Origin of the sequence: Williamsia sp. (assembly GCF_036566845.1) — a bacterium.
In the GTDB taxonomy this organism is placed as follows: Bacteria; Actinomycetota; Actinomycetes; order Mycobacteriales; family Mycobacteriaceae; genus Williamsia.
This window is the reverse complement of record NZ_DATCVM010000238.1, coordinates 1-7,010: the sequence shown is the minus strand read 5'-3', so window position 1 is coordinate 7,010 and position 7,010 is coordinate 1. Positions and strand designations below refer to the sequence as shown.

Annotated in this window: 4 protein-coding genes and 4 pseudogenes; 3 read left to right on the top strand and 5 right to left on the bottom strand. The window is 64.4% G+C overall.

Annotation, left to right across the window (positions count from 1 at the left end; genetic code table 11):
• The 3 genes and pseudogenes from VIQ49_RS22725 to VIQ49_RS22715 all read right to left on the bottom strand — a co-directional run.
• Nucleotides 1–510 (bottom strand): annotated as a pseudogene (locus tag VIQ49_RS22725) (hypothetical protein); the annotation flags it as partial.
• A gap of 464 nt (nt 511–974) precedes the next feature.
• The gene (locus VIQ49_RS22720) at nt 975–1,436 is read right to left on the bottom strand and encodes a DUF4357 domain-containing protein (RefSeq protein WP_331888859.1); all 462 of its coding nucleotides are present in this window, start codon (nt 1,434–1,436) and stop codon (nt 975–977) included.
• Between the two features lie 148 nt (nt 1,437–1,584).
• Nucleotides 1,585–2,574, bottom strand: a pseudogene (locus VIQ49_RS22715) (IS1634 family transposase); the annotation flags it as partial.
• Between the two features lie 190 nt (nt 2,575–2,764).
• Here VIQ49_RS22715 and VIQ49_RS22710 point away from each other — a divergent pair.
• From VIQ49_RS22710 to VIQ49_RS22700, 3 genes are read left to right on the top strand one after another with little or no spacing between them, the layout of a single operon-like run.
• Complete coding sequence (locus VIQ49_RS22710; RefSeq protein ID WP_331888858.1) at nt 2,765–3,757, top strand: tyrosine-type recombinase/integrase; 993 nt, start codon at nt 2,765–2,767, stop codon at nt 3,755–3,757.
• On the top strand, nt 3,754–4,707 hold the full coding sequence (locus VIQ49_RS22705; RefSeq protein WP_331888857.1) for a tyrosine-type recombinase/integrase: 954 nt from the start codon (nt 3,754–3,756) through the stop codon (nt 4,705–4,707). The genes VIQ49_RS22710 and VIQ49_RS22705 overlap by 4 nt, the downstream gene beginning before the upstream one ends.
• Complete coding sequence (locus VIQ49_RS22700; RefSeq protein ID WP_331888856.1) at nt 4,704–5,702, top strand: tyrosine-type recombinase/integrase; 999 nt, start codon at nt 4,704–4,706, stop codon at nt 5,700–5,702. Before VIQ49_RS22705 ends, VIQ49_RS22700 begins: the two co-directional genes overlap by 4 nt.
• Before the next feature lie 97 nt (nt 5,703–5,799).
• On the opposite strand, the pseudogene VIQ49_RS22695 reads toward VIQ49_RS22700, so the two are convergent.
• Nucleotides 5,800–6,480, bottom strand: a pseudogene (locus tag VIQ49_RS22695) (IS1634 family transposase); the annotation flags it as partial.
• A 65-nt stretch (nt 6,481–6,545) separates the two neighbouring features.
• A pseudogene (locus VIQ49_RS22690) lies at nt 6,546–7,010 on the bottom strand (hypothetical protein); the annotation flags it as partial.

Sequence of the window (7,010 nt, the reverse complement as noted above, 5' to 3'; positions counted from 1 at the left end):
GGCGGTGGCCGCACCGCCGGACTCCTGGCGCCTCGGCGCCCACGTGTCGAGACGGAGGCCCTGCGGCGAGATCCGCACTGGATTCCGCGACGGCGAGGTTACGACCACCTGCCGCGCAGCGCCCCGAAGGGCGCTGACCAGTTTGGACGCCGAATCCGCGATCAGGTCGGTTGACCACGTAGGCCGCGCATCCGCGCCGATGGCATCCAGAATCGCCCACAGTCGGTCGTCAGTCTCCGCCAGATCCGGCAGTTCGACGTCAAGCTTGTCGGTCGGCCCCTTCGTGAACTGCAACAAGGTGCTGCCTTTAGTGATGCCACTCAAACGCAGCTCGGCGAACTCTTCCACGAACTGCTTGGATCGTCCGGGTCCCGTCGCATGGACGGTGTCACGGACGAGCCTGGTGACCAACTCCTGGAATGCCGCAGCGATACTCGTGAGGTCTTTGACCGCGATCTCGCCTTGCGGTGCCGGTCCGCCGTCAAGGCTCATATCAATCCGTTTGATCATCGTCGTTCCCCCTTTCCCGGCGGCAGCCCCAATATGTCAATTCTGCGCCCTGCCGCTGGGTTTCTCACCCAATCTTGCCGCCGCACTCTGACAACGCGACCGCGCTACGCCTTGGCGCTCTCCTGGACTGGAGAGAATACGACCACGAGCCCGGCGTGGAGCCCCTGCAACAACGGGGGCGCAGCATGACGTTGCGGCGTTTTCGAAGCCAGACGAACGCGACGTGCCGGTGCGTCATCCTGGGAACCTCGGCAAACGACAAATAGGGCGTGACCTTCGGCGAAAGGAGTCAGTCATGGCTGTCCGCATCAACAACCCCAACCCCGACGACCGTGCCGAGCGGATGGTGTCCGATCCGTCCGGTTATTTCCAGAGCGAGCGTGAGCGCCTATGCGCCGAAGTGGTCGAAGACATGAAACGCGAACGGATCGACGCAAGTCCCGCTGAGGGCTCGGGCTCAACGCCTACTCAACGCCGCGGCTCTCCCAGTGGCCGAATGTTGCACCGTCGTCGGCGATCCACTCACGACGTCCGTTGCAGGACCGCCCCAGGGCGACAGCGCCCGCGGTGGATGGCGACGTGAACGGAATGGAGCGAGTGACTCGGCCGCGTCCCTCTTCAACGCCAATCGCACCGTCGGCGATTAATCGTTGATGCTGCGCCCGGTATGACGCATACGCCTTCACCGTGCTGTCCGCCTTGCCGACTCCGTGCCATTCGGCAACGACCGTCGACCCCGCCAGCATCGTGAACTCTCCGTCGATCTGCCTCGCCATGGCGTCCACACCGAGTTTTCCGTTGCGAAGGTGAAAGACCGGTGACTCGGCAGCCTCCGGCACGGGTTCAGCTTTGGGCACCGGAACCCGTATCGCATTGACACCGAGCACGGGCAACACGATCTCCAGTTGCGACACGAAATAATCCATGTCCGAGGCATCCGCTTCAGGCAACGCAGGAGGCATGGGCGCGGTGCTGTTCTCCACTTTCACCCGCCCCGCTCTCGATGCGAGATCAATGAGACGCGACTCTAGGTATCGGCCGTGGGCTTTCGTCACCCGAGTTGGGTCATTTGGCTTAGTGCCTTGGTTTCGTGGGCTTGAGGGCGTGGAGTATCGCCTCGACCTCGGGGTTCAGTGCTGGTGGGTAGGTGGCGATGACGCCGTTGATGTCGATGGTGGCGCTGCGCAGGGGCTTGAGGGTGCGCAGGAACCGTCGCAGTGACAGTCGGGTTCGTGTCTGAACTTCGCGGCTCAGTGCCAGGGCGGTGAACACTATGGTCAGGTGGGCTTCGATGGCGTCGCGGGTGCGGGCGAACATCGGCCGGGCGGCAAGATCGGATTTCGACATCCGGAACGACTGCTCGACTCGCCATAGGTCGTGGTAGCTGGTGATGACCTCGGTGGCGGGCATGAGTGTGATGTCGAGGTTGGTGACGTAGCCCTTGAGGCCGACCAGACGGCGTGCCCGCTGCAGGGAGGCCTCGTCGAGTGTGCGGGAGCCGTTTCGGACTGTGACGAATCGCGGTGTGCGGGCGGTCTTGTCGCCGGCGACGACGGCGCGGGCCTTGTGCTCCTGCAGGTTCAGCGTCTTGGTGTCGCGCACTGCACGTTTGGTCGAGTAGGCCCATACCGCCCGCCACGATTTCGGGTGTGTATTCGGGTTCCAGACCGGTTCGGCTTTGAGTTTCGGGTCGCTGCTCTTGGTCGCGGTGCCGCGTTGGTCGCGTGGGGTGATGGTGTCGATGATCTGGCCGTCGGTGAAAAAATCACCGTGCCAATGGAAGTGGGATGCCAGATCGCCCGGCGCTTTGGTGACGCGGGATCCGACGATGAACCGCAACCCGGCCTCATCGAGGTCACGCAGGTTCGTGGCCGACAGCATGCCGGCATCGGCGACGACGACCATGTCGGTGATCTGGTGCCGCGTCTGGAACGCTTTCACGATCGGCACGATGGTCAGCGTCTCGGCCTTGTTGCCTTCGAAGCACCCGATCTCCAGCGGGAACCCGCGCCGGTCGACCAACAGCCCCACCACGATCTGCGGATCGACGCGGCGCTCCTTGGAATTATGCCGACCACGGCATAATTCCAATTATCCCGAGGTCGTGGTTATGCCGAGCCTAGGGCAGACGTGGTGGTGTTCGTGCTGGTCGGCGGAGGTTTCGGGGGTGGTTCGCGCGGCATAATCGGCCTGCGCGAAGAGATGGTGTGTCTTTCTGATGGTGCATTGCTTTGCCTATCAGGAGGAGGAACCCATGGATCCCACACGCAGTATCGATGCCGGTGGTCGCCCGGCGTGGATCGGTGATTTGCTCGTCGAGTACGAGCAGTGGCTGGATCGTCAGCGTGGTTTGGCGCCAGTGACGGTTAGCAACTACAGCAAGGCGGTTGCGCAGTTCCTCAGGACGTTGGCCCAGACCGCAGAGGTCCCGGTGAGCATTCTGAATGCCGGCATGGTCACTGCGTTCATGGTCGAGTTCTGCAGGGACCGCAATACGAATTCGGCGAAGTCAATGGCGCGGTCGGTGCGTTCCTTCCTGCGATTCGCCCACGCCACAGGCCGCACATCGGCCGACCTGTCGGGAGCGGTTCCAGTATCGGCGGGCTGGCATTTGGCGTCACTTCCCAAGGCAGTACCGGCTGCAGATCTTGAGCATCTCTTGGGTGTCGCGTCACGTCACTGCTGGACTGCTACCGATCGGCGCGATTACGCGATCTTGCTGTTGTTGGCCCGACTCGGGCTCCGCAGAGGCGAGATCGCCGCTCTTGATCTCGACGATATCGATTGGCGAGCAGGAGAACTCACCATCGTCGGAAAAGGCAACCACGTGGAGCGTTTGCCTCTGCCATCGGAACCCGGTGAGGCGATCGCGGCGTGGCTGGTCGACGGCAGGCCGGCATGCGCGACGCGATCGGTGTTCACCACCGTCAAGCCCGCAGGGCGTCCGATATCGACCGGGGTGATCGCTCACCTGGTGGCCGCGGCGTGTCGAGACGCTGGGCTGGAGCGCATCAACGCGCACCGTTTCCGTCACACGCTGGCGACGCAGATGCTGCGCTCTGGGGCCTCACTGCCGGAGGTGAGTCAAGTGCTGCGCCACCGCAGCGCGCGCTCCACCGCCATCTACGCCAAGGTCGATGACGTCGCATTGCGGCCCTTGGCCCGGCCCTGGCCGACGATTACCGCAAAGACAGATCCCGATGCCGGTCGAGGCATGGCGCGCCCGTGGCCGGGGGCACGGTCATGAAGACATTGCGCGAGAACGTCACTGACTACCTCACCACCCGCCAGGGGCTGGGATTCAAACTCGAAGGCCTGAGCAAGCTGCTGCTGAGCTTCGTCGAGTTCTGCGAGGAACGTGGAGCCACCCGGGTCCAGAACGACCTCGCAATCCAATGGGCCACAAACCCGATCAAGGTTCCGGTCAGCGACACCCTCATAGCCCGCCGACTGGACGCGGTGCGGATCTTCGCCCGATACCAGCATACGTTGGATCCGCTCACACAGATCCCAGCCGAAGAGCACCGGCCCCGGCGCTACCGACCGAAGCAACCAAACATACTCAGCCAGAACGACATCTGCGCGCTGCTGGCCGCGACAAGCACCCTGGAGCCAGCGTTCAAGGCGCTGACGTGGCGAACATTGATCGGGCTGCTGGCCGCCACCGGGCTACGCCCTGGCGAAGCGTGCCGGCTGGCCGTCAGCGACATCAACCTGGCCGGCGGAGTGATCCAGGTGCTGGAGACGAAGTTCGGCAAGTCCCGGCTGGTGTTCATCCACCCGAGCACCGCCACCGTGGTCACCGACTACCTACAGGCCCGCCAAGCATGGGTCGGGGCCGGCACACACAGCAGCGCAACGGTGTTCCTCAACACCCGGCGCGGACCGATATGCCCGGACCGGCTCAATGCCACATTCCGTGAGATCGTCGCGGCCGCCGGGTTGGCCACCGCGCCGGGGCGCCGGCCAGTCCGTCTGCACGATCTGCGCCACACCTTCGCCGTGACCACGATGATCGACTGGTACCGCGACGGCCACGACGTTCAAGCGCGACTGCCACTGCTGTCAACCTGGCTCGGCCACGTCGATCCCGCCTCGACCTACTGGTATCTGCAGGCAGTGCCCGAACTGCTCGCCCTTGCCGCCGACCGCCTCGACAACGCCGCCGAAGCCTCTGCCACGAAGCCGGCGCCATGACCACCCCGACGCTGAGTTCGCTGCTGCAAGGGTTCTTCACCGACCGGCTGATGCGGCACCTGCGGGCCAGCCCGCAGACAATCGCGGCCTACCGGGACACCTTCAAGCTCCTGCTGACCTTCGCCGCCGACCAGACCAAGAGATCCCCGGCGCAGCTGACACTCGATGATCTCGACGCCGCGATGATCGGAGCCTTCCTGAACTACCTTGACACCGAACGCCACAACAGCACCACAACCCGCAACGCACGGCTGGCCGCAATCCATTCGTTCTACCGCTATGCGCTGCCGCTGATCCCAGAACGCGCTCACACGGCCAGCCAGATCTTGGCGATCCCGCAACGCCGCCATGACCAGGCGACCGTGTCGTATCTGACCAGCACCGAGACAGATGCCCTCCTGGCCGCGCCGGACCGAACCACCTGGTACGGCCGACGTGACCACGCGCTGCTGCTCACTGCCGTCACAACCGGTCTTCGGGTCTCGGAGATAACCACGCTGAGCATCAGTGATGTCACCACCACGACACCGGGAGCCGCCGTGCACACCACCGGAAAAGGCCGAAAGGAACGCAGCACACCGCTGACCAAACCCACCGCTGCCACCCTGCGCGCTTGGCTGCCAGAGGCCGGCACTGCTGCCAACACTCCAGCCTTTCCGACCCAACGCAAGACACCGATGTCAGCAGACGCGGTTCAACGGCTCGTCGCTAAACATGCTGCAGCAGCGGCCAATACATGCCCATCGATCGCGGCCAAGCGCGTCACTCCACACACGCTGCGCCACACCGCGGCGATGGCTCTGCTGCACGCCGGCATCGACACGTCCGTGATCGCCCTGTGGCTCGGCCACGAAAGCCCGGTCGCAACCCACATCTATCTGCACGCCGACATGACCGTCAAAGAACGGGCCCTCAGCCGCGTCAGCGGACCGAACACCACCCCCGGCCGCTACCGGCCAGCCGATGATCTCATCAACTTCCTCGAACACCTCTGACGGCCAACATTAGGGAGCACGATTATGCCGCGCGAGCCACCCCAGAAACCTCCACCGAACTGCACAAACACCACCACGACTGCCCTAGGCTCGGCATAACCACGACCTCGGGATAATTGGAATACCCGACTTTACGCAGCTCGTCTTCTTTGTCGGCCTCGAAATACAGGGTGGTGACATCGTAGAGCACAAGACTCAGATCACCTGTGGCGCAAGCAGTTTTGAAACATGCGGCGGCGATCTGACCACGGTAACCACCCGACGACGCACGACGCAACGTCCGTTTACGTGTCGACAGCGATGCCGAGGTTCGGCCCATCTCGGCCAGGACGCGATCAACATCGAGCAGGCTGGTCGGCTCCACCACGCGAGCGATCACCAGATCCCGGAACACCTGATCGTCGACCGCGTCGTCGAAGCCCAGGTCGGCGTACACACCAGCCAGGGCGTCGTAGAGCAGGCCGCTGCAGGACTTCAAGACCTGAGCTCGGGTCACCAGCTGCCGCGGCGCGGGCCCAGCACCAGCGTCGGTGAACAGCGTCGCGGCGGGCGGGCCTACCATCTCAGCTTTGACGGCCTTCGGGGTGATTCCCAGATCCAGTTCCCGCTGGGCGTCATCGGCCAACAATCGCCGAGCCTCCTCGACGAGTAATCCCAGTTCGGCGTCATCGCGGGCCGAGCCCACATGCCGGACGATCCGCCGGCGGCCGTCGACCGATTCGGCGATCTGGACCGCAGTGGCACCCGAGGCCGTGCGCACCCGCCGAATCCACACCACCAGCCCGAGCCTACCGAGACGAATTAGTGCCTAGCCAGTGCACTAACCCCACCCATCACCGCAGCTCAACGCATCACCACTTCGAGGGAAAGTCCAAAGTGACCCAAGTCAGGTTGGATGAGAACGTCATAGGGCATCCGCCCCTTCGCGTCCCGCAACGACCTCACCGCGCCGCGTCGAATCAACTCCGCGACAACCTCGGCAGGTGCGCCGTGCCACGCCGCCTGGTGCAGCGCCGTGAACCGTGCCGAGCCGCCCGGTCGCACCCCGTTGATATCAACCGGCGTCCTCGGGACATCGAGCATCGCGAACACGGTCGCCCAATCACCGGCCTTCGCCGCGTCCGCGAAACGGTGCTGGGCAGCGACCGCATCCGCGGAAGGCGTGCCGGGATGCAGGCGCCGCAACGCCGCTCGAAAAGCGCGGTTTGGATGCGCGCCCCGCAGCACCGTGCTGACATCGGCGAGAGCCCGACCGACGCCGACACCCCGCAGCCGTGCCCCATAAAGCGCGCCCACCGTGGGTGTGCG